Origin of the sequence: Natronococcus sp. (assembly GCF_047921035.1) — an archaeon.
Classification (GTDB): domain Archaea; phylum Halobacteriota; class Halobacteria; order Halobacteriales; family Natrialbaceae; genus Natronococcus.
Genome location: NZ_JBLRWX010000066.1, coordinates 1 through 21,133, shown reverse-complemented (window position 1 = coordinate 21,133; position 21,133 = coordinate 1). Strand labels below are relative to the sequence as shown.

Sequence of the window (21,133 nt, the reverse complement as noted above, 5' to 3'; positions counted from 1 at the left end):
GCCGAGCGTGCCCGCACGCTCGGCGTCGGCGAGATACTCGTGAAGTTCCTTCGTCGTCAAGCCAGCGAGTTCCTTGCAGTAGAACGCTCGTACCATCGGGTCATAGTCGTAGCAAGCGTTCCACTCGAGTTCGCTAGCGTTGTAGACTGCGACCTCGCTGAAGTCAAACGAACGGACCACCGTCAGGAGGTCCGTGTCTTCGTGGATCGATTCTGCGGCCTGGCGTTCGAGCCGTCTGATAGCCGGCTCGAACTCGGATGTCTTCTGTGACATCCTCTCGGAATCATCGGTCAGTCCGAGTTAGCCGCTCGTCTCATGCACACAAACTGTCGTTCCGAACTCCTGACTACGCCGTTCTGAGGACGCCGTAGTTGTCAGCGAACCCACTCACGACCTCGCGGAAGAAATCTCGGAGTTCTTCGTTGAACACCTCGCGTCGGTATTTCACAACGAGGACGAGGTGGTAGTGCAGGGAGTATGTCGAGTGCGCTCCCGTATCGAGGTCGTATTCTATTGGGTTCACTTCCACTATCGGTCTACTGTCACATAATTCTTTAGTTAGGGTGTACGATTTCGTGGATAACCTAATCTCGTGTCGGCTGTATCCCCGCCCTACTGCGTCCTCAGAACGCGAAGCGTTCTGATGTGCGAACGAGAGCTTCGCTCTCGTTAACGCTACTCGGTCGCTTCGCTCCCTGCGTTGCTCCTTGAGGACGGGGACTTAGCCTCGCAAAAGTTAACTCGGTACCGCGACCGCGTACAGTCGGATGGTCCGTCGGCGACTCGCGGTCGTGGCCCTCACCGTCTTCGCGGTCGCGTTCGCGGTTCGGATGGCGCCGACGCTGTGGACGCCGTACCCGTTCAACCCGGACGGATTCGTGTTCGCCGGGCAGGCCCGCGACAGCATCGCAGTCGGGACGCTCGTCGAAACGATCGAGCCCTACGGCTACACGTTCCCGACGCTGCTCTCGATCGTCGCGCTCGTCACTGCCGTCGCGCCGCTGTGGATCGCCCAGCCCGTTATCGCCGTTATCGGAGCCGTCCCGTCGGTGATCGCGGTGGCGCTGACGTGGGGGATCGCTGCTCGTCGCGGCGTGGCGCCCTCGACGACCGCCGTCGCCTCGCTGGCTGCCGGAACGACTCTCGCGCTCGAGGGCGTGTTCCTCCGGCGGACGGTCGCCGTGAGTTACGAGGTGCTCGGGATCCTGTTCGTTCCGCTGGTCGCGATCGCGGCCTACCGTTTCTTCCGAACGGGCCAGCGGCGTTGGGGACTCGTGACGGGGGCGTTCCTGCTCGTGCTCCCGATCACGCACCATCTGAGCGCGATCATGGCTGCGTTGACGCTGACTGCCGTCTGCGTCCTGGCCGGACTGGAAACCTGGCGACGCCGGGCACTCAGCGCGGCGCTCCTCGTGGTCGTGTGGGCGTACGTCGGCGCGTACTACTGGATCGTCGACCCGTCGTACACGGGCGAACCCGTCGAGCAGTACGGCCTGTTCGTCGCCTGGATCGTGTTGCTGTGCGCGCTCGCGTACTGGCTGTCGACCGCGGCCCCGGTTCTCACTCGTGGAACGATCGGCGGCGGATTGCTGTTCGGGTTCGCGGTCGTGCTCGCGGACGCCGTCTGGGGCGTGTTTCCGGGCACGATGGCCCCGCCGTCGCTGTTGCTCGCCCTCCTCGCGCCGCTGGTCGTCGTCGCCGCGCTCGGAAGCTGGGGCGTTCCGAGCGCGACCGGGCCGCGCGGCCCTCGAGCGGTCGTGTTGGCGTTGTTGCTCGCCCCGCTCGTCTGGGTCGGGTTCTCGCTCACTCGAGGGGTCGACCCGGCTATCGAAATCTTCGTCCAGCGCGGGCAGACGTTCGCCCACCTCGCCGTCGTCGTCAGTGCCGGCGTCGCGATCGTCGATCTCGCCGGGCGCGCGACGCCTCGGAGGCGGAAGACGATCACCGTTGCGCTCGCGGTCGTCCTCTGTCTGTGTGCGCTCGCCTCGCTGCCCATCGCGTTCGTCGGTCTCGAGGCGCTTTCCTACCAGGGGACGACGACGAGCGAGGAGTTTGCGGCCGCGACGTTCGCGACGACGACGCTGGGCGCCGAGTGGACGAGCGACGACCACCTCACTCGAGTCGCCGGCAACTACTACGGGGCGAGCGGCTCGTCCCAGCCCGCCGGAGACTGGCTGCGGGAGGGTGGCGGCGAACTGCGCTGTCCGACGGCGCTGCAGTCGTCCTGGCAGACCGTCGGCGCCCAGCAGTATCCGGAGGCGCCGGTTGCGATCTCACAGCCGGCGTACGACGCGGCGATCGACGGTGGACACGCGATCTACGCGACGTCGGGGGCGGATCCGGTGACGATCGTCGTGCCGAGGGGATCGTCGACGTGCTGACCGACCGCGATCGCTGTGGCAGTCACGGGCTCACGCCCGTCAGTCGTTTCGGAGCGCGTCGGCGAGATCCGTGGCGACGTCGGCGATAGCATCGTGGGCGCGGTCGACCTCGCGCATCGTCGCGAACCCGTGGACCATCGCCTCGTAGTTCTCGTAGCGCGTGGCGACGCCGTCGCCGACGAGCTGTTCGGCGTAGGCCCTCCCGCCGTCACGAAGCGGGTCGAACCCGGCGGTGACGACCGTCGCCGGCGCGACGCCGGAGACGTCACCGGCGTTCGTCGGGTCGGCGTACGGGTTGCGTTCGTGGACGTCGCTCTCGTAGTAGCAGTTCCGAAACCACGCCATGTCGTCGGCCTCGAGCACGATCCCCGCGTGGTCCCGCATCGAGGGCTGGTCCGGTTCGATCCCGACGCTGGGATAGAGTAGCGCCTGATAGGCGATCTCGGGACCGTCGCGCTCGGCGGCCATGAGCGCGGCGACGGCCGCGAGGGCCCCGCCGGCGGAGTCGCCCGCGACCGCGAGCCGCCCGGTCCCGGCGATCGCGTCCGGGTTGGCGGCCGCCCACTCGACGGCGGCGTAGGCGTCCTCGACCGCCGCGGGGAACGGGTGTTCGGGGGCGAGGCGGTAGTCGACCGAGAGCACGGCACAGCCGCTCTCCCGGGTGAGCTGGCGACACAACCAGTCGTGCGTTTCGATACTTCCCAAGACGTATCCGCCGCCGTGAAAGAACACGATCGTCGGGAACGGCCCGTTCGCCTCGGGCAAGTAGAGGCGAGCATCGAGTTCGCCCGCGGGTCCGGGGATCGTTCGATCGATCGTTCGCCCCACCCGGGGCGGGTTTCGGTTCTCCACCCACATCATCGCGCGGGTGACGTACCGGAAGAGCTTCAGACCGCGACGGCCGTGTGGTATCGAAAACCGGCTCTGGCGCTCGAGCGCGGCCTTCGCCTGCGGATCGATCTCGGCTGCGTACATACCGGACCGTTCGGCGATCCGACGGAAGGTCTTCCGGTTCGGGCGCCCGGGTCGTCGCAGTTGACTGGGGACGGTTCGCGTCCGCGTTCCGATTGGTGACCTATTAACTTCGCGTTATCTCACTCTTAGTTACAGTAACCGGATTTGAAACTCGGGTTATGGAACATCAAGAACGCCTCTCCCGTCGTCGAACGCTGAGACTCGTCGGCGGAACCGCGACGGCCGTTCTCGCCGCCGGCTGTCTCGGCAGTAGCGAAACGGGCGACGAAGCGGAGCGAGCCGACGACGGCGACGACGGCGCCGGCGATGGCGATGGCGACAGCGCGCCCGAGGACGAAAGCCGGAGCGGGGAATCCGACGACGAAAGCGACACGACGGAACCGGACGCCACCGACGGGGACGGGAAGCGCGGTACTCGCGACGCGACCGAGGCGTGGACGGACGTCGAGGAGATCGCACTGAGTGCCACGACCGCCGGCTGGGAAGGGGTCGAACCGGAACCGATCGCGGGCGAGGAGAACCCGGCGCTCGTACTCACGGCGGGTCGGGAGTACGTCCTCAGCTGGACGAACGAGGACGGAAACCCGCACAACGTCGAGATCTGGGACGAGAGCGGCGAGGTCGTCGACGACTACGAAACCGAACTGATGGACGAGGCGGGAGCGACTCAGTCGCTCGAGTTCGAGGCGTCCGCGGAGATGGCCGAGTACGTCTGCGAGATCCACGCCGGGTGGCAAAAGCGCGGGCGGATCGGGATCGAACGTCCCTGAGAGAGCCGCCAGTCTGCTTCGGGCGACGTGCTCGGCGGAACGTATGACCCTCGAGACCGCGAAACTCTCGCATCGATCCGATCGGACGAACGACGATCTCTCCGTCGTCGGTCTCGACGACGAGAAATCCCGTTCTCACTCGAGGTCGCCGAGGCTCGTCCGGACGCGTACACTGCTCGTCACCGACAGGGTGTCGTCGACGGTGAGCCGAAGTTCGGCGTCCTCGAGGCGGTACGTGACGCGGTACTCGTGGGGACCGGTTCGGTCGGTGCCCCACTGGCCGGTCGTGACGCGCTCGGTGAGTTCGCAAAACCCGAACGTTCGGACGTCGATCCCGCGGTCCCAGTGGAACGCGATCGAGGCGGGGTGTGTGGCGAGCCAGATCGACGGCGGCCCGTGGATCGATCGCCGACACTGCCGGCAGCGCCCGACCGCGGTCCACTCGAGGGCGTCGACGGACGTCGCCGACTCCTGGAACTCGATTCCGACGGCGCCGCCGCAGTCGGGACAGGCGTTCTCTCGGAAACGCCAGTACCGCGTGACCATCCGCGTGGTCGCACTCGAGAGGACGGTGTCGACGTCGCGGCCCTCGACCTGGGCGGGCGTGACGGGGAGCCCGCCCATCCGCCGGTCACAGTCGCCACACTCCCGGAACAGCAGGCGGTCCTCGACGACCACGCACAGCCGATCCGCGCCACAGATCGGACATGGCGTCTCGACCGGGACGGGGTCGAACTCGACCTCGCCGGCGTAGGCCCCCGAGAGGACGAGCCGGACGATCGAGTCGCCGGCGAACGTGAACGTCCAGCCGTCGTCGGTGCGCCGGAGGTAGGTGCCGTCGAGCTGCTCGAGGTGGTAGGACAGCTTCGAGGTCGAGTCCACGTCGACCCGGTCGTACACCGCCGAAAACGGGAGCGCGGGGAAGGGGTCGCTCGAGTCGATCAAGAAACTTATGGCGGCGGAACGATAACTATTAATAGGGACCGAGGGTTCTGGCGCGCAAGCACGACGGTTTTTGACACACCCCGTCTGTGCGACCGCGCATCGAGATTCCCTCGGTCCCACCTATTTCGGACAGGCCGTTGAAACTATCGTCTCCACTCACTCGGTGAGGGAACCGCTCGTGTTCGGGACTTGGACGGAGCGAACCTTCGGTCGTTAGTTCTCTCGCTCGAGAGCAGGATCGGGTGAGCCGGCACCAGTACCTCGCAGTCGAAGCCACCGTCGGGGCTACCGCCGTCGACGGGTGTTCGACCGCCGCTGATTTCCTCGCAGGGACGGTCCTCGAGGCCGTCACCGGATTGAACGGAGCGGAGCGGCACCTCGCCGGCTCGATCGAAGTCGCCGATCCCGACGGCTCGCCCGTCCTCGAGGACCGGTTCGATCTCGCGGCGGACGACGACGATGGCGCCGACGAGGACGCACAGGCCACGTCCGACGACGTGCTAATGGATTCGGGCGAGTACTCCGTCACGCTCGAACTCGACGAGGAGGACGCGCTCGAGGACGATCGGGTGATCGAGGAGTTGAGCGACCTCGAGGACCTCGACGACGAGTTCCGAATCCGATTCGTAGCTACGTCGCTTTCAGCCTCGACGAAGTGAGAGACATGACCTCCCAGACGAGGCGTGCAGGGGTGAGCGAGTCGAAGGGATACGGTTCGTACGAATACTCCGTTCCGGCAGCGGTTCGTTCCTGGAAATGCCCCCATCCGTCGACGTGCGGGTTCGGTTCGTGGTGCCACCCGAAATCGGTCGTTGCGTCGCTGTAGTGGAACGAGAACTCGGGAGCGGCGTCAGCAGTCTCCCCTGCAAACCAGCGGACGGTAAGCGTGGCGTCTTCGTTGTCGCGCCCCCATCGTTCCGTTTCCAGCCGTGCGACAACCCGTGTAAACTCGCCCGCTGGAAACCCCCGCACTTCGGTGACTATCGGGTGACGTTCGAGCTCCCGCTGGATGGCGCGAAGCGCCCGGTGAGACGCCGCCGCCGAGTCGTACGTGTCACCCATCTCTACGCCGACGCGCGGAAGTCTTGACTGTACGTCCGGTAGTTCTCGATCGCGTCCTCGACGATAGCGAGCCGGTATACCACGAGTTCCCAGTCGCTTGCAGTCGTCCGAATCTCCCGCGTCTGTCCGGCGGTTTCCGTGTCCGCGGCACGGTCACGGAGGTCGGCGGGCGAGTCGACGCCGTACTCCTCGCGCCACCCCTCGATCTCGGATTGGAGGTCAGCTTTCAGCTGCAGGAGTTCGTCGTGGTCGTGTCGGTCCAGCAGCTCTCGGAGCGTCTGCATCCGCGTGTGGAGCGGATCGGGCATATAGCGCGTCGTTCCCGCTCGTTCGCTCTTCAGTAGCACGTTCAGATCGACGAGTCGCTCGAGGTGATCTCGGGCCGTGTTCTCCGCGACTTCTGCCTCGTCCGCGATAAACGGCGCCGAACGAGGTTTCGAGACCGTGCTGGCGATCGATTGGACGCGATCGAACGCACTCGTGTGTTCCTTCCACGCCTCGATACCGGGAGCCGGGTCGGACATACTCCCTCCTACGATCGGTGCCTCAATAAAGCTTCTTGCAAGTCAAATAGTTGATCGAGGCTCGCTGTCTCGCTATCCCGAACCCGTCCCTGAGAAAGTGACCGGGAGGAGAGTCGCCGACGGGCGAGAGTTCAGAGCAACCGGTCGGCGATGATGCGCTTTTGAATCTCGTTCGTTCCCTCGAAGATCTTCGTGAGGCGGGCGTCCCGCCAGTACCGTTCCACGTCGAACTCCGTCGTGTAGCCGTAGCCGCCGTGAACCTGGATCCCGTCGCTGGTGACCTCCTCGGCGACCTCGGTGGCGAACAGCTTCGCCATCGCGGCCTGGGCGTCGGCGCGGTCGCCCTGATCGACCGTCTCCGCAACGAGCAGCGTCAGCGCCCTCGCTGCCTCGGTTCGGGTCGCCATCTCCGCGAGCTTGAATCGGAGCGCCTGGAACTCCGCGATCGGGCGGTCGAACTGCTCGCGCTCCGTGGCGTACGAGACGGCGTCCTCGAGGGCGCCGCGAGCGAGGCCGACGGCCCGGGCGGCGGTGTGGACGCGGCCCTCCTCGAAGAACTCCATGATCTGGTAAAAGCCCTGGCCCTCCTCCCGGCCGACGAGCTTGTCCTCGTCGACTCGCACGTCGTCAAAGTTTACGCTCCAGGTGTCCCAGCCGTGGTAGCCGATCTTGTCGATCGGCTGCCCGCTCAGCCCGTCCCGGTCGAAGGTACCGGCGGGTTTCTCGACGATGAACCCCGAAATTCCGGCGTGGGCCGGGTCGGCGTCGGGATCGGTAACGGCGTAGGTGAGGATGAAGTCGGAGCCTTTCGCGAACGTGGTCCACATCTTCTGGCCGTTCAGGACGTACTCGTCGCCGTCCTTCTCGGCGCGGGTTCGCATGTTCGCGACGTCGGAGCCGGCGTCCGACTCGGAGATCGCGATGCTCTTGAGCAGGTCGCCGCGGGCCATCTTCGGGAGGTACCGCTCCTTCTGGGCCTCGGTCGCGCCGGCGAGGCTCTGCCCGCGAGCGATGATACTCCCGACGCTGAGCCAGCCGCGGGACAGCTCCTCGGCGAGGACGGCGTAGGCCTTCAGGTCCAGCCCGAGCCCGCCGTACTCCTCGTCGATGAGGATCCCGAAAAATCCCATCTCGCCGAGCTGGCGGACGAGGTCGTCGGACATGTGCTCGCCGGCGGGGTCCCGTTCGCGCGCCTCGGGACGGACCTCGTTTTCGACGAAGGATCGGGTTTCGTCCCGGAGCATCCGGTGTTCGGTGCTGAGCACGCTGTCGGCGATGTTGGTCTCGAACGCGTTCACGCCCTCCTGTTGTGGGCCGGCGGACGTAGTTCTGTGCCACACTGCGACACGGCGCTCGAGGAGCGGCTCTCAGCGAGGACCGTCGTTCGGCGCCGCGTCCGTCGACTCCTCCCCGTCCTCGCCCGCTTCGAGCGGGGTCGTACACCAGTGGCAGAACTCGAGGTCGGGGTCGAGGTCCTTCCCGCAGTGGGGACAGGCGGGAGCGTCGTCCTCGTCGGCGGACGGGACGGTCGACTCGCCGTCGGTGGACGACTCGCCATCGGTGGCTGGTCGTCGGGCGATCAGGTAGGCATCGACGACGCTGAGCGCGACGACGGCGTACATGGGCCACACGGCGAGTACCGCGTCGGTGCCGAGGTTTCCGCCGGCGAGGGTCTCGAACGCTGCCTGGTCGACGAGCAGGAACGTGACGAGGACCGACGCGGCGAGCCAGCCGAGGGCGCGGCGTAGCCGCCAGAGGTAGAGGTGGCCCAGCCCGGTGACGAGTGCCGCGAGGAGCGCTGCGAGCCACGGTCGCTTCCGGGAGGTCGACTGGGACATATCCTGACTAGACGGTCAGTAAGGATAAGTGCTCTCCCTTCGGTTCGATCCGTGTCGATGGCGGTCGGATCGAGGACGTCCTCGCGGCCGGGTCGATTGCACCGCCAGTTCCGGCGCGAGCGCCGTCGAGAGCGACGGTGGTCGTCTATTTCGACTAGTTCGAACTCCGTTGGCGGCTCTCTCGAGGGCGACGCCGAGATCGAGGAGACCGACTGTCGACCACTCCGGACGCGAGAACGGCGCCGTCCTCGTGTCTGTCAGTCCCACCCGAAGACGCGCGAGCGGAGGTGTCCGAAGGCTCCCGGAGGAGCCGTTGGCGAGAGTGCTCGACGCTGCAGGGGTTCGTCAGTCCGCCGTTTCGTCGAGACGGAACGTCTCACGGACGGGTTCCGGGAGGGGCGGCCGCGGGGCCGCTTCGTGTCGCTCGATCCGCTCCGGCGTGCGCGTTCGCTGATGGACGGCTCGCGCCATCGGGACCCCCTTCAGGTAGTTGAAATCGCCGAGGACGTCGGCCCCGAACTCGGTGAACCCGTAGAACTTCCACGGCAGGCCGCGCCGCTCCCCGTTCGGGGGGTACTCGTAGACTGCGAGGAGGTCCGCGTCGACGAGCACGTCGAGTTGCTCCTCGACGGTCTTCTTCGACTTGCTCGGAACGAAGTGGTTGATCTCGTCGGCTGACGCGAGGAGCTTTGGGTGTCCGAGGAGTGCCTGGACGATGCTGTGTCGAGTTTCCTGCGACAGCAGCTCCATTAGCTCACGCTGTCGCTCGAGGGGATTCTCCTCGGTATCGGATTCGGAATTCGGGGAGATCTCGGCCATTCTTATCCGAGCTTACGGGAGCCGGATAGATAAGTACACAGGCTTGACTTCCCTACGTTAGACCAGTATGGTTATTTAGCGATATTTCCATATTAGTCAGTATGAATCGTATTCCAGCGGAAACCGACGAGCTGACGGATTTCATCCTGGACGACGTTCTTTACGGCCTCGAGCTCGACCCGAGGGACAGCGAACGGCTCCTCTCGTACATGCGGGAGCGACACGAGCACCTCTTCGGTCCACACTCGACGTATTTCGTGTTAGGAAGCTACGAATCCCCGTTCAAGTACCGTCTCGATGCAGCGCTCGACGTATTGAATCACCGGCACGATGCGTACGCGTACCTGCTTGCCACACAACCCGACCTCGACGTGTCGGATGCCGTCCCGGCCCTCAAAGTGAAGTTCTTTCTCCACGCCCTCTACGCGGATTCGATTCCGCTGATTCTCGAACACGACACTGGCGGGGCGGTCGCCGAGTTCGGACGCGTCGAGCGTCCGGCGCTGCTCGACCGCACGTTTCTCTTCCCTCGAGCGCGGGATGAACACTACGGCGACGACTCCCTGCTTACGACGCGAGACACGGTACGTGCCCGGGCCGTCGAGCTGGCGTACCATGCCAACGACCTTTCGGCAGCGCTCGAGACGCTCGCGAAAACGGACTGGAACTCTCGGCCGAGGACCTCGACTCGTATCTCGAATCCGAACTCGGCGGTCGCACGCCGTCGTACAGCGGCGTGATCACCGATTCGCTTCGCCATCTCGAATCCCTGGACCGGTGCTTTTCGTGGACGACGACGGAGGAACTCGAAGCACAGCTGTCGAACGTCCCCTGATCGGTCTCGAGCCACGACGTCCCCAGCTACTCGGAGAGTCGGTCCTCCCGACGGCCCGACGGAACGGCCCGAAGTCGTAGTGTCAGCCGCCGTCAGCGGTGGCCCTCGGTTCGCGGTGCGCGATCTCCGGGCCGGAAGCGTCTCCCGTACTGGTCGCCAACGTCCGGCCATGACCACAGCAGGGGCGTTGCCGGCGGCGACGCGGATGGGGCGAGTCTCGCTTCGGGTAGCCGACCTCGAGCGAGTCGCCCGATTCTACGAGGACGTGCTCGGACTCGAGGCCCGAACGGTCGGCGACGGCCGTGCGGTTCTGGCCGCGGACGAGACGCCGCTCGTCGTACTTCGGGAGGAGCTGGAGGCGCGACCCCGCGGGGCCGACGAGACGGGGCTGTTCCACACGGCCCTGCTCGTTCCGTCGCGGGCGGCGCTGGGCGACGCCCTCGAGCGGATCGAGCGGCGCTGGGAGCTCGACGGGACGGCCGACCACGTCGTCAGCGAGGCGCTGTACCTCTCCGATCCGGAGGGCAACGGGATCGAGGTCTACTGCGATCGACCGCGCGAGGAGTGGCCCATCGCCGACGACGGCACGGTCGCCATCGGGACGGAACCGCTCGACGTCGAGGGCGTCCGGAGCGCGGGTCGGGGTGGGGACGGGATTCCGCCGGCGACGACCGTCGGACACGTCCACCTCGAGGTGTCGTCGCTGTCGGCCGCACAGGCGTTCTACGTCGACACCGTCGGGTTCGGGCGCAAACACCGGGTCGACGGCGCGCTGTTCGCCGCGGCCGGCGGCTACCACCACCACCTGGGGTTGAACGTCTGGCGGGGCCGGTCGGCACCGCCGCAAGGACGCGGCCTCGAGCGCGTCGACGTCGTCGTCCCCGACGCCGCGGGGCTGGCGGCGCTGCGAACGCGACTCGAGGACGCCGGGCACGCGACCTCGAGCGCGCGGGACGGCGACGGGTTCGAGACGGCGGACCCGGACGGGATCGGGCTTCGGTTCCGCCGGGACGACCCCCGCTGATCGGGCCGATCGCGGTGCTACAGCGAGTTTTCGTCGCCGGATAGTAGATCGCTATTACCGGGAGATTTATCAGCGAACGTCGCGACCACCGATCAAGAGAATGCGAGGCGAGCAAACGAACGATGTGCTACACGCGTTACGCGACGGACGGCGTCGGGCCGTCCTGCAACTCCTCCGGAACCGGACCGAGCCGGTGTCCGACGAGGAGGTAGCCATCCACCTCGCCGCCGCGGACGCGGGGAAGCGACTGCTCGACGTCACGGAGGATGAACTGGAGCTGTGGCGCGTCTCGCTCCGACAGGCTCAGTTTCCGGTGCTCGAGGAGGCAGGCCTGATCGAGTGGGACGCCGAAACCGACACCGTCACGCTCTCGAGCCACCCGGCGCTACAGAACCCGAAGCTCGAGCGTCTCGTCGAGAGGGACGGGGTCGACTGGGACGAGATCCTCGACGCGCTCGCCCACCGGCGGCGGCGCATCGCGCTGTCAGTCCTCGCCGACTACGACACGACGCTGTCCCGGGTCGCCCTCGCTCGGGCGATCCTCGAGCACGAACCCGGTAGCGAGACGGCGTTCGACGAGGCCGTCGAGGACTGCTGTACGACCCTGCACCACGTCCACCTCCCGAAGCTCGCGGCGGCCGGGCTCGTCTCGTACGACGCCCGCAGCGGCGCGGTCGGCTACCGCGGTCACCCCCTCGTCGAGGACGCCGACTGGTTCGATCTCCATCTGACCGAGGCACCGCGGGCGATCTTCTCGGTCGCCGCCCCCTCCCAGGACATCTGGCGGCTCGAGGGCCGCGCGAACGTGATCGAACGCTGCCGCGCGCTCTGCGAGTACGCCGACGAGGAGCTATTCTTGATGTACACCGACGAGGACCTCATCGAGGCGGCGTGTCTCCGGTGTCTCCAGGACGCCGTCGACCGCGGCGTCGACGTCTACGTCGGCACGCAGACTCAGGCGATCCGGGACCGGGTCCGCGAGGCGGTACCCGACGTCACGCTGTGGGAACCCCAGCGCGACTGGATGAACATGTCACCCGAACGCGAGAAGGTGGGTCGGCTCCTCTTCGCCGATCGGGAGGCGATTATGCTCGGTACGCTCAGTCACCGCAACGACGACGGGATTCAAGAGGAGACCGCGATCACGGGCGTCGGCGAGGACAACGCGCTCGTCATGCTGGTCCGCGAACTCCTCGGCTCGCGTCTGGATCACCTCGACGAACAGAGCGCGGACTTCCTCGAGGAGATTCCGTTCTGATGAGCGACGCCGATCGGTCTCCCTCGACGAGCTACCGGTACGAGCTGGCCCCCGAGGAAGCCCCGAGCCACGGCGTCTGGTCGGTCGTCGCCGTTCTGGAGGACAGCCCGCCGCCGGAGCTGCCGTCGCTCGGGGAGACGATCGATCCCGACGCCCTGGACGCCGCGTTTACGGGCGGGGCCGCGACCGAACACCTCTCCTTCGAGTACGCCGGCTACGCGGTCACGATGACGAGCGACGCCGTTCGGGTCCGCGCGCTCGAGGGAGACGCCGACGGCGACGCTGACGACGAGTGTGACGCCGGGTAGCGGTCGGGGGTCGCGGTCGCTCGTCGGAACGAGAGGACTCGAGGGACTCCGTCGACGGCCTCGACCGGCGTGGACTACACGCTCGAGCGCGAAACGGCGGTGACCGTTTTGCCGGGCGGTCGCTCGGGCTTCGGTGAGAGAGAGGGGAAGTGGTCGACGGCGTCGTCGTCGCACTCCGGACGGGCGTCGCGGGTGCTCGAGGATCGCCACTGCACACTCGGACGCTACCGGCGCTGCTCGGCCGTTCTCGTCCGTCGGCGAGTGAAAATCCGCGTGGCCGTCGTCCCGTCGTCGAGGGAAGTCGGGGCGAGGAGAGTCCGGCCTGGTCTCGAGTGCGTCGCGTTCCGCTTATCGGAAGAAGCGGCTGTACAGGCGCTCGAGCGTCCTCATGAACGAGAGCGTCGGCGTTCCGGGGAGGTGGAGCGGGGGTTCGGCGGTGTCGACCGGCACGTTGGTCACGGGGTCTCGGGGTTCGGCATCGTTCATACACTGTGTTGGTCCCGGGGGTATTTACATATTCGCAATAATAGTTGGCGGAAACCCAAACTAACAATCGTTATTGTGAAAGTATCTCGGGGTACTTCGTACCGAGGTCGGGGGTCCCTCGAGCAGCGATCGCTCTCGAAGCCGGGTATCGTTCGACGTTGGCTCGAGGAGCGCCGCGAGAACGGCGGTGGGACGACCGGGCGTGTTACTGCGAACTGTACTCGAACTGCCGGCCGGGGCCGTCGCCGGGGTTCGGGTCCGCGTCTTCCAGCGGGGTGATCGAGACGCTCCCCGTGTGGTCGACGGTAACCGTGTACTCGCCGTAGGCGAACGAGACGACGCCGGTGAAGTCGGTGCGCTCGTCCGGTCGCGAGTGGATCAGGGACTCGAGCGCGTCGACGTCGACCACCGCGTGGAGGGGCGGGTTCAGTGCAGCCGTCTCGACACCCTCGCGGGCGGCGATCCGTCGCGCGATCTCGACGCCGAGTTCTGCAGGGGCCATACCGGTTCCCACCTCGGGCTCGCACTTGAACCTCAGTCAGACACTCTCGAGTTGAGAACGATGGGGGCGGTAGCGTGGGGGCGGTAGCGGGGACTCGCGCGCTCGTCGGCGCGTCGGGCTACGACCGCGTTCGGTTCGCGAGCGGGGCGTCGACCGCGGCGTCCTCGAGGCCGCCGAGGCCGTAGAGGTCGACGACGTTGAGCACGAGCACGGCCAGCGGGAAGGCGACGTCCGCGAAGCCGGCGTGCTCGAGGCGGAGCATGGTGAGGACGAACGGTTCGGCGGCCGCGCGTTCGGCGAGGACCGTGCCCGTACTGAGGAAGGCGAGTGCGGCGACACAGAGAACGGCCCAGAGGAGGCCGCGCTTCCAGTGGCCGGTGTAGGCGTGACCCGCGCCGGGCAGGAGGACGGCCAGCACGTACGCCGGCCAGCTTCGATCGCGGGTCGCGACGTCCGTTCCCCGCGACAGCAGCGTTCGGGGTCGCGTCGATAGCATCGGACTATCGCCTCCGCGGGACGGAGCGTGAACGATCGTGGCCGGTCGATCCGAGCGGCGAGGTCGGTAACATAGTGTTTCCCTCGGGCTCGACTCTCATCAATCTCAGTCAGACGCCTGCGTGACGCGGCGCGACACCTCCTCGCCGCAACCGGCGACGAGCCGAGCTCCCTCGAGGAATCGAAGGGGGCAGTCGATGGCACGAAGCGGGCCGTTGTGTACCGAACTGTCGTTTACAGCCGCTCGGGCAGAACGGTGACGGTTCCCATCCGGGACTCGCGTGTCCCCGGCGGAGCAGGCCGACTCCCGGCCGTGTCACGGGCCCGCCGCGGAGGATCGGCGAGCCGGACCGCGTACTCGCTCGCGATCGAATCACCGTTTCGATCGGTCGGGTAGTCAGCGGTGGTGGGACGAAGGGAAGGTGTCGGCCGGTCGAACGCGTTCGGAAGCGAGGTCCGCTCGCCGGCCGAAGCGATCACTCGATTCGAGCTCGGTCGTCGACGATCGCGGCGTTTCTCTCGAGTAGGCATTCGTGAACGTTGTTCGGCCTATAGATATCAGTTTCAGCCACTTACGTTACCCAACTATTATAGTACCGGTGCTTAATCGTATAGACAGTAGGTTTGAAAAGTAAATGGGAGACTGGCAACGTCGATCGGTGTTGACGACAGGAGTAGCGCTTTCGGCCAGCGGACTGCTTGCCTCCGTCGGGGCCGCCGAGACCCGATCCGGGAGTTCGGACGAGAAACACGGCAGCTGGTCGTCGTACGGCGGTAACGCGGGCAACACCCGCTACGTCTCGACGGCCGATGGGTTCGAAAAACCGGACCGCATCGACTGGCAGTACGAAAAGACTGGCTCGATCGTCGCCGACGGCGACACCGTGTACCTCCGGACGGAGGGGGGTATCCACGCAGTCGACGCCGCGACCGGGACGCGCCGGTGGGTCTGCGAGGGGATCCAGGCGCGGGGAACACCGACGATCGGCGAGGATGCCGTCTACGTCGCCGGAGATCAGCTAACGGCCATCGACGCCGACAGCGGCGAGGTCCGCTGGCGCGAACACCTCGGCGAAGACGCGTCCACCTCCGAACCCGTCGCCGCGTTCGATTCGGTGTACCTGACCGTCGACGGGACGCTGTACGCGGTCGCCGCGGCGGACGGCTCGTGTCGCTGGACCCACGAGACCGTCACCGCCCTGCGGGATTCGAAAATCGATCCCGACGGGCCGGCGTCGGTCAGCTACACGTTCAGTACGCGTCCCGGCTCGGTCGCCGCCGTCGCCGGCTCGGTCTGGGCCCTGCTCGACGGCCGCCGAAGCGAGAAGCCGCTCGACACCGACGCAGTCGCCGCGTTCGAGCCACACTCGGCCGAGAGACTACGAACGAGCCGGTTCGAGGCCGGCGACTTCGGGGAGGGATTGTCGGCGACCGAACGGACCCTCTTCGTCGACCACTCGGCAGAGGAGGGGGTGTTGAGCACCGGGCGCGAAGCGACCGAACGGAGTCGCCTCACTTCCGACGCGCTGACGACCGCCGCAGTCGGCGAGACGATCGTTACGCGCGGCCGGTACGCGCTCGGCTCGACGAGCCCCGAGTCGACCTGGAAAAAGGAGGGCACCCACTCGTACGGGCCGCCCGCGATCGTCGACGATACCGTCGTCGCCGTCCGCAGCCACCCCGGTTCGTCGTCCCCCGACGAGGTCGTCGGCTCGTGTCTCGACGACGGGACCGAGGAGTGGACGTTTACCTTCGACGAGACCCAGTGGAACGACGGCTTCAACGAGGAGTGCGTCGTTACCGAAAACCGGGTGTATGTCACCCGCGATAACGGTCTGACGGCGCTCTGTCCCGCCTGACGGCCCTCGACCGCTCGAGTCGCGGTCCTCGGACGACGGAGTCGGAGAAGACGATTCCGTTCCGCCTCGCGCACTGACAGCGAGGGTCCGCCGACAACGGGGTCAGAGGCGTGCGTCGAACGCCCGCCTTGGTCGGGCCGTAGAGGCCGGAACTGATTATTCCACCCACATGTTTTTTAGTGGCGTCGGTATTCTATATATCCGTAGGAGAAATAAAATTAGAGCTAATAATATGAATTCCACACCTGTCCTCCAATCGGAAAAGAATAAAAATCGCTACGATACGACGGGAAAGCATGGAGTGTGAGCCGATCCGCATCGAGTGGGGGCCCTCGGACGGGCGTCGACGCCGAGCGCTCTTCGACCCGCAACGAGACGGGGAGTGGCTGCGAACCCAGGAGGTGCGAAGCGAGGACGGGTGGGTAACCGTCGAGCGAGAGACGGTTCACGACGTCGAACTCGAGTGTCCCCCGTCGACCGACGGAACGGGCGTCGAAACCTGCCAGGGACCGTGAATTTTCGAGACTCGGCGACACCGTAGTCCGGGCCTGAGTATCGAGATACTCAGGCGGCCCGGTGGCTCACTCGAACCACTCGGCGCACCTGTTCACGGTCAGTGGATTCGATGCGGGTCGCCCGCTCTTCTCCCCCTTCGTGGTCGTCCGGCGAACCCTCGAGCACGCGGACGTTCAGTGATCCACACCCGGGACGCTGTGACGGTCCCGTCCGCGTCGTGCCGATGGCTCGTTCTCCCGTGGTAGTAGTCAAAACTACATAACAGGTATGACACCCCGGAGGCGAGAGTAACGTACAGCTCCGCACGGAACGCCTTCCCGCCGTTTCCAGCTACGGCGTCCGCAGCGGGTGGGGAATCGCGCTCACGCCGTTCCCGTCGGGCGCCGTTCACCCTGCCGGTGGAACGGGGACACACGTCGTCCGGTAGTTAGTCCGACGCCCGCGCGACGCGGTCCGATCGGGAACGGGGAACCGGCTTCGGTCGGCCGTCGGTCGGAGCTCGGTGGCCAATGATCGCCGGGCGCGAGTCGGCTACGACAGGTCGACGTCGTCGAGCCCCGGATCGTAGTAGCCGCCGAGCGCCGGGCGATTCGCCGCGTCGACCGTTCCCGAACTCAACGTGACGTCGGGCCGCCGAATTCGGACGCTCGCGTTGTCGTCGGCCGTGGTTACGTCGTCGACGGCGAATCCCTCGATGAGCAGCCCCGACGGTTCCGTATCGTCGGTGTACGTACACCGGATCGTCGGCGCAACGACGTTCGGGCCGCAGAAGACGTCGAGATCAGTGATGTATCCGCCGTCGGCGCTACTGTTGATCCTGACGAGGTCGTTCTGAGCGTCGCTCCCGTCGATTTCGATCCGTTCGGCGAGGGGCTCGCCGCCGTTGAACCAGAGCCCGGCGCCGGGATAGAGCTGGTCGGAGGCGGCGTCCAGCAGGACCTTGCAGTCGCGGGCTTCGTCCGTTGCGCCGATCCGAAGCGTCCCGTTCCCGCAGTTGACCGCCGTCCCGTGGACGACGAGGTTCTCGCCCGGACTGTTGCTCACGTAGAACCCGTTGTCGATGTAATCCTCGACGTAGCACTGGTGCCAGACGGTGATCCCTTCGTGGGGCGGATCGGCACTGAGGCCGATCGAGTGACCGACCGAGGGTTCGCTGGCGTCGGCGACCTCGCCGTCCGGCAGGCTGAGGTTGCGAACCATCGATAGCGTCGCCCCATCCCGCGTGTTGATGAGGGAGGTGTACCGGTTTCCACCGTAGGGGCCGTGTCGCCAGCGCTGGCCGACGAGTTCGACGTTGTCGATGTAGCAGCGCCCGACGTGGGCGCTGACCAGCCCGGCGTCTCGCTCCGATTCGTCGTCGATGTCGATGTCGACGCTCTGGAGGACGACGTGCTGGGGCGGGTCGTCGTCGGCCCAGGAGCCGAGTTCGAAGACGGTATCGACGTCGTGATCGCGGATTTGGAGGGTCGCCCGCGGCTCCCCTCTGAGTTCGAGGTACTCGACCGGATCGAAGAGGACGAACTCGGTGTTCCAGGCGTAGCTCCCGGGCGGGAGGACGAACTCGTGGCTGACCTCGCTCTGGTCGTCGAGGTACGCCAGGAGCTCTCCGGCCAGGTCACCGGTCTCGTCGATCGCAGGATCGTCGACCACGTTGACGGTCGTCACGTCGAGCGACCGGTCTTCGAGGGTCGCGGTGAGCCCGCCTCTCGCCGAGACGGTTTGGACTTGGTCGATGCAGTACCGGTAGTTCTCGGTGAGCGACTCGCCGGTGTAGATACCGTGCGTGGCCGAGAGCAACTCGCCCTCGAGGGGGTAGTCGGCCGCCGCTCGGCCGCGGGCGTAGCCGTCGCCGTCGCCGTCACACAGCACCCAACAGACGTCCCCGGTTTCGAGTTCGACGTCGAAGGTAAACGTATCTCCGGCGTCGAGGTTCCCGATCGTCAGCTGGCGGAGCACGTCCCCGGAGTCGTCCGTCAGGTAGGCCGCTTCGACGTCGGTCTCACCGGAGAGACGACACTGGAGTCCCCGAACGGGAGCCGACGCCTGAACCCGAACGCCCGACCAGCTCGTGAATCCCGCCTGGACCTCCTCGTCGTTCCCCAGGCCGAGCGTATCGACGTTCGGGCTCGCCTCGTCCGTTCGAATCTGGTCGATACAGTAGCGGTAATCCTCGGAGAAGAGTTCGCCGCCGTAGATGCCGTGTGTCGCCTCGAGGTGAGCGCTTTCGGCCGGGTACTCGATCGCCGTCCGACCGCGAACGAAGCTCTCCCCGTTCCCGTCACACAGCACCCAGTAGGCTTCGCCAGCTCCAAGTGCGGTATCGAACGTAAAGGTCTCGCCCGGACTCAGGTCGGCGACCGACTGCTGGGAGAGCACGTTCCCGGCATCGTCGGCGAGGTAGGCGGTCGTAACCTCGGTCTCGGCGGAGAGGCGACACTGAAGGTGTCGGGCCGGCGCCGTGACCTCGACGCGAACGCCGGCGGGCTGGTCCAGGCCCCCCCACGACTGGGCCTCCTCGTCGGTGCCGAGCTCGAGCAGTCCCGTCTCGACCGGCAGGTCGGGCGTGGCGTGGTTCGCTCGCGTGGGTACGATCCGATCGATGCAGTACCGATATCCGTCGCTCAACGCGCCGCCGCCGAAGACGCCGTCAGTTACCGTCAGTGCGGAACCTTCGACGGGGTACTCGATCGCCGCTCGGCCGCGGATGTAGCTCCGCCCGCGAGCGTCACAGACGAGTCGGTAGGTCTCGTCGGGTTCGAGTGCCGTTTCGAACGCGAACGTCTCGCCGGGTTCGAGCGTCTCGACGGTCTGTCGTTCGAGGACGTCACCGTCGTCGGTGACCAGGTACGCCGTGGTGACGCCGTCGGTCTCGGCGGAGAGGCGACACTCGAGGCCGGCGACGGACTCGGTGACCTGGAGACGGACACCCGACCACTCGTCCAGGCTGCTCCAGGATTGGGCCACGTCGTCGAATTCGAGGTCGAGTCCCCTCCCGGTCGGATCGCCCGTCTCGGAGAGTTCGATCCGATCGATGCAGTACCGATAGTTCTCGCTCCAGGCGTCGCCACCGTAGATACCGTGGCTCACGATGAGCGAGTCGCCGACAATTGGGTAGTCGGCCGCAGCACGACCGCGAACGTAGCTCTCTCCGTCCGCGTCGAAGACGAGCCAGTACGTCTCATCGGCGGCGAGTCCGCCGTCGAACGAGACGGTGTCACCGCTTTCGAGACCGGCGATCGACTGGTGCTCGAGGACGTCGCCGTCGTCGTCGGTCAGGTAGGCGTCGGTGACGCCGTCGGTCTCGGCGGAGAGGCGACACTCGATGCCGCCGACGTCCGCGGCGGCGTGAAGGCGGACGCCGGCGGGCTGGTCCAGGCTCCCCCACGACTGGGCCTCCTCGTCGGCGCCGAGATCGTACGGTTCGCCGTCGGTGACCGGTCTGATCCGATCCACGCAGTACCGATAGCTGGTCGAGACGGAGCCGCCGGCCGTGAAGATCCCGTTCGTCACGACCAGCGCGTCGCCCTCGATCGGGTAGTCGACCGCGGTCCGTCCTCGGACGTACTCCCGTCCGCGAGCGTCGCAGAGAACCCAATAGGTCTCCCCGGCCGCGAGCTCGGTCGTAAACGTAAACGCTTCGCCCGGTTCGAGGGTCGCGATCGATCGCCGCTCGAGGACGCTTCCGGAATCGTCGGTCAGATACGCCGTGAGCGCACCGGCGGTCCAGGCGGAGAGGCGACACTCGAGTCCGTCGACGGCCGCAGTCGCCTCGAAGGCGAAGCCGGATCGGTTGCTTACGTCCTGTTGGCTCGCGTCGCCCTCGAGATCGACCGGTGGTCCGCTCATCTCTGGCGCCCCACGTTCTTCGTCGCGCTGCGCCGTCCACCAGTTTTACTCTTCCCGCGTCGTGTTGATAATTTAGCTTCCATTGACGTCACTGACCGCAACTAGTCTGTCTTGAAACTACACAAGTTCAATATTCAGTTATGGTACCGATGGTTAGTCTAATAGATTGTGTTACCTGAATAGATAACAGTATGTGGTATAAATCAATTTATGTTCAGGAAAATCGTGTTCTTTCCATCCCCGTGAATGTCCCACGCGAGCCGGGCGAGCGAGCCGGCTCCGAGAGCGAGCGCAGTCGGCCCGCTCCGGCGCTACAAGTATGCGACTTTTTCCAAATAAAAATAAACTGGACGTAGTGAGTAGTGCTATCCTTGCATACACGTTGAATGGGTTTATTATCCGGCGGGAAGAAAGACGACCGTGCACAGACGACTCTTCACGAAGATCGCTGGAATCTCGGGGCTCGGGGTAGTGGCAGGCTGTGTCTCGCCCGGCGACGAGGACGAGGAAGTCGACGATACGGAGACGGAGGACGAGGATGACGACAGCGAGGGAGAAGTCGACGAAGACGGCGACCAGGACGACAGCGCTGACGACCTCGAGGACGAGGACGACGGGGAGGTGCCCGACGACGATCCCGGGGACGAAGCGGAGCAGGAAGAGTTCGAGGAGCCCGACGAGGACGTGACG

General features: G+C 66.1%; 20 protein-coding genes and 3 pseudogenes. 10 read left to right on the top strand and 13 right to left on the bottom strand.

The genetic code is table 11. The features are described from left to right. Both ACNA7R_RS13560 and ACNA7R_RS13555 read right to left on the bottom strand, forming a co-directional pair. Positions 1-273, bottom strand: a pseudogene (locus ACNA7R_RS13560) (ISNCY family transposase); the annotation flags it as partial. A gap of 88 nt (positions 274-361) precedes the next feature. Continuing rightward, a pseudogene (locus ACNA7R_RS13555) lies at positions 362-514 on the bottom strand (transposase); the annotation flags it as partial. Positions 515-767: 253 nt separating this feature from the next. On the opposite strand from ACNA7R_RS13555, the gene ACNA7R_RS13550 reads away from it, so the two are divergent. Then, the gene (locus ACNA7R_RS13550) at positions 768-2,381 is read left to right on the top strand and encodes a sodium/phosphate symporter (RefSeq protein WP_416284091.1); all 1,614 of its coding nucleotides are present in this window, start codon (positions 768-770) and stop codon (positions 2,379-2,381) included. Between the two features lie 39 nt (positions 2,382-2,420). Here ACNA7R_RS13550 and ACNA7R_RS13545 read toward each other — a convergent pair whose 3' ends face one another. Further along, complete coding sequence (locus ACNA7R_RS13545) at positions 2,421-3,356, bottom strand: alpha/beta hydrolase (protein WP_416284090.1); 936 nt, start codon at positions 3,354-3,356, stop codon at positions 2,421-2,423. A 158-nt stretch (positions 3,357-3,514) separates the two neighbouring features. Here ACNA7R_RS13545 and ACNA7R_RS13540 point away from each other — a divergent pair, with 158 nt between their 5' ends. Further along, on the top strand, positions 3,515-4,126 hold the full coding sequence (locus ACNA7R_RS13540; protein ID WP_416284089.1) for a cupredoxin domain-containing protein: 612 nt from the start codon (positions 3,515-3,517) through the stop codon (positions 4,124-4,126). 135 nt (positions 4,127-4,261) lie between these two features. On the opposite strand, the gene ACNA7R_RS13535 is transcribed toward ACNA7R_RS13540, so the two are convergent. Beyond that, a complete protein-coding gene (locus ACNA7R_RS13535; protein WP_416284088.1) occupies positions 4,262-5,071 on the bottom strand; it encodes an ArsR family transcriptional regulator in 810 nt (269 codons plus the stop codon). A gap of 242 nt (positions 5,072-5,313) precedes the next feature. Here ACNA7R_RS13535 and ACNA7R_RS13530 point away from each other — a divergent pair, with 242 nt between their 5' ends. Further along, positions 5,314-5,730, top strand: coding sequence for a hypothetical protein (locus tag ACNA7R_RS13530; RefSeq protein ID WP_416284087.1), 417 nt, complete (start codon positions 5,314-5,316; stop codon positions 5,728-5,730). Here the strand turns inward: ACNA7R_RS13530 and ACNA7R_RS13525 are convergent. The 5 genes from ACNA7R_RS13525 to ACNA7R_RS13505 form a co-directional block, all read right to left on the bottom strand. Continuing rightward, the gene (locus ACNA7R_RS13525) at positions 5,702-6,133 is read right to left on the bottom strand and encodes a hypothetical protein (RefSeq protein ID WP_416284086.1); all 432 of its coding nucleotides are present in this window, start codon (positions 6,131-6,133) and stop codon (positions 5,702-5,704) included. The two genes, ACNA7R_RS13530 and ACNA7R_RS13525, sit on opposite strands and share 29 nt — an antisense overlap. A 2-nt stretch (positions 6,134-6,135) precedes the next feature. Beyond that, positions 6,136-6,657, bottom strand: a complete 522-nt coding sequence (locus ACNA7R_RS13520) for an ArsR family transcriptional regulator (protein WP_416284085.1) — start codon at positions 6,655-6,657, stop codon at positions 6,136-6,138. 131 nt (positions 6,658-6,788) lie between these two features. After that, positions 6,789-7,955, bottom strand: a complete 1,167-nt coding sequence (locus tag ACNA7R_RS13515) for an acyl-CoA dehydrogenase family protein (protein WP_416284084.1) — start codon at positions 7,953-7,955, stop codon at positions 6,789-6,791. A 69-nt stretch (positions 7,956-8,024) separates the two neighbouring features. Continuing rightward, positions 8,025-8,495: a zinc ribbon domain-containing protein gene (locus ACNA7R_RS13510; RefSeq protein WP_416284083.1), complete on the bottom strand. Its 471-nt coding sequence runs from the start codon at positions 8,493-8,495 to the stop codon at positions 8,025-8,027. Between the two features lie 345 nt (positions 8,496-8,840). Next, positions 8,841-9,314 (bottom strand): ArsR family transcriptional regulator, encoded by a 474-nt coding sequence (locus ACNA7R_RS13505; protein WP_416284082.1) that lies wholly within the window; start codon positions 9,312-9,314, stop codon positions 8,841-8,843. 209 nt (positions 9,315-9,523) lie between these two features. Here ACNA7R_RS13505 and ACNA7R_RS13500 point away from each other — a divergent pair, with 209 nt between their 5' ends. From ACNA7R_RS13500 to ACNA7R_RS13485, 4 genes are all read left to right on the top strand, one after another. After that, the gene (locus tag ACNA7R_RS13500; RefSeq protein WP_416284081.1) at positions 9,524-10,054 is read left to right on the top strand and encodes a hypothetical protein; all 531 of its coding nucleotides are present in this window, start codon (positions 9,524-9,526) and stop codon (positions 10,052-10,054) included. A gap of 264 nt (positions 10,055-10,318) precedes the next feature. Then, entirely contained in the window at positions 10,319-11,173 is an 855-nt protein-coding gene (locus ACNA7R_RS13495; RefSeq protein WP_416284080.1) for a VOC family protein, read from the top strand. A 100-nt stretch (positions 11,174-11,273) separates the two neighbouring features. After that, positions 11,274-12,431 (top strand): hypothetical protein, encoded by a 1,158-nt coding sequence (locus ACNA7R_RS13490; protein WP_416284079.1) that lies wholly within the window; start codon positions 11,274-11,276, stop codon positions 12,429-12,431. Further along, a complete protein-coding gene (locus ACNA7R_RS13485) occupies positions 12,431-12,739 on the top strand; it encodes a HalOD1 output domain-containing protein (RefSeq protein WP_416284078.1) in 309 nt (102 codons plus the stop codon). The genes ACNA7R_RS13490 and ACNA7R_RS13485 overlap by 1 nt, the downstream gene beginning before the upstream one ends. Before the next feature lie 348 nt (positions 12,740-13,087). On the opposite strand, the gene ACNA7R_RS13480 is transcribed toward ACNA7R_RS13485, so the two are convergent. The 3 genes from ACNA7R_RS13480 to ACNA7R_RS13470 all read right to left on the bottom strand — a co-directional run bounded on the left by ACNA7R_RS13480 (position 13,088) and on the right by ACNA7R_RS13470 (position 14,223). Then, positions 13,088-13,225 (bottom strand): hypothetical protein, encoded by a 138-nt coding sequence (locus ACNA7R_RS13480; protein ID WP_416284077.1) that lies wholly within the window; start codon positions 13,223-13,225, stop codon positions 13,088-13,090. Between the two features lie 205 nt (positions 13,226-13,430). Continuing rightward, positions 13,431-13,727 (bottom strand): HalOD1 output domain-containing protein, encoded by a 297-nt coding sequence (locus tag ACNA7R_RS13475; RefSeq protein ID WP_416284076.1) that lies wholly within the window; start codon positions 13,725-13,727, stop codon positions 13,431-13,433. A 118-nt stretch (positions 13,728-13,845) separates the two neighbouring features. Next, positions 13,846-14,223 carry a DUF6677 family protein gene (locus tag ACNA7R_RS13470; RefSeq protein WP_416284075.1) on the bottom strand — a complete coding sequence of 126 codons (378 nt, stop codon included), beginning with the start codon at positions 14,221-14,223 and terminating at the stop codon, positions 13,846-13,848. Between the two features lie 634 nt (positions 14,224-14,857). On the opposite strand from ACNA7R_RS13470, the gene ACNA7R_RS13465 reads away from it, so the two are divergent. Further along, positions 14,858-16,081 carry a PQQ-binding-like beta-propeller repeat protein gene (locus tag ACNA7R_RS13465; RefSeq protein WP_416284074.1) on the top strand — a complete coding sequence of 408 codons (1,224 nt, stop codon included), beginning with the start codon at positions 14,858-14,860 and terminating at the stop codon, positions 16,079-16,081. Positions 16,082-16,377: 296 nt separating this feature from the next. Further along, positions 16,378-16,596 (top strand): hypothetical protein, encoded by a 219-nt coding sequence (locus ACNA7R_RS13460; RefSeq protein WP_416284073.1) that lies wholly within the window; start codon positions 16,378-16,380, stop codon positions 16,594-16,596. Positions 16,597-17,128: 532 nt separating this feature from the next. On the opposite strand, the gene ACNA7R_RS13455 is transcribed toward ACNA7R_RS13460, so the two are convergent. Next, on the bottom strand, positions 17,129-20,443 hold the full coding sequence (locus ACNA7R_RS13455; protein WP_416284072.1) for a hypothetical protein: 3,315 nt from the start codon (positions 20,441-20,443) through the stop codon (positions 17,129-17,131). 420 nt (positions 20,444-20,863) lie between these two features. On the opposite strand from ACNA7R_RS13455, the pseudogene ACNA7R_RS13450 reads away from it, so the two are divergent. Further along, positions 20,864-21,133, top strand: a pseudogene (locus tag ACNA7R_RS13450) (hypothetical protein); the annotation flags it as partial.